This is a genomic window from Psychrobacter sp. T6-1, from assembly GCF_052258445.1.
This window is the reverse complement of sequence record NZ_JBQQFC010000490.1, coordinates 1-1,239: the sequence shown is the minus strand read 5'-3', so window position 1 is coordinate 1,239 and position 1,239 is coordinate 1. Positions and strand designations below refer to the sequence as shown.

The 1,239-nt window shown below is 32.0% G+C and carries 1 pseudogene; it reads right to left on the bottom strand.

Annotated elements, in window-relative coordinates:
- Nucleotides 1-759: 759 nt before the first annotated feature.
- Nucleotides 760-1,239 (bottom strand): annotated as a pseudogene (locus ACTXGO_RS14045) (transglutaminaseTgpA domain-containing protein); the annotation flags it as partial.

Sequence of the window (1,239 nt, the reverse complement as noted above, 5' to 3'; positions counted from 1 at the left end):
ACTTTAAAATTGCGATTCATAGCGCTTCTTCCTTGAAATCCATAGAGACGATATAGGTCTATAGCCATTAATCTCGAAACAAAAAATAATGCTTTTAGTAATTAAAACATTTTGTTTAGAAACATAAGGCTGCGAATAATTAATAAGATATTAATGATTTTATTAGATATTAACAAATTAGCAACACTTATATTCAATTATTTATTAGTTGTAAGCTTTTATTATCTTTTTAATTACGCTAAGTAAACCAAAAACAACTATATTTTAGTACATCTAAACAGACGTTGAAATAATCAATATAAATCCATTTTGTTTAATATATAAATTCGTTTTAATAAATATAAACTTCTATGAAAATTACTGTATTCAAATTTACACATATAATTAAAAATATATTTTTAGGGTTTAGGGATTCAAGACAGCCATAGTAAAGAGTCCAAAACACTGAGAGTACAAGTGCTTGCCGACTTATATGACTTGATGATGTGATGATATTTTTAAAAATGTGATAAAACTGATACCTATTATTATTGTTCGAAAATGATAAAAACAACCTACTATATTGTTTAAGACAAACTATATATTCATAATTATGAATATAATTAGCTTAGGGAATCTATACAAAGAGGTATTAGGTTTATGATTTGATAGATGACAGATAATGTTGAGAATTGGATGGGGTTTAATAAGGTACGGAGGTAGCTAATAACATTATTAAATCTACCTTTGGCAAATAAATATATGTGCAATATAAATTTATTAAAAAAGCGTTTTTACCTGCTTTTTAAACGCCCTTAACGCCTGTTTATACCTATCGTCTTTAATTGCCAGCGTACTTATACGTCCATAGCGCAGTTGTCGATAATTTTGCATGATCTGGGTTAAATCTACAGGGAGCTTTTTATTATTACCAGAGTTGTCTTTATGGTTTGCAAGGCGCTCAAGCCACGCCAGTTGCCCTTCATTGTCATCGCGAGCAAACGCTTTATCGCTTTTAGATAAACGCTGAGATAACTTAATGAGCGGCTGATCGGCAGGATGCCAGTGTTTACGCCTACGCTGCCAAATCATAAATATGATAATACTCATAATTGAGATAGCAATTGCTGCCATCCACATCACTTGTTGCATGACAGAAGTAATGTTGAACCATTTGAGCAGTGAGCTGGCTTGACTATCCTGATCGTAGCCGACGATGTCCTTTTGCCAGTAGTAGCTTGCTTGATCGGATAAGCGCCG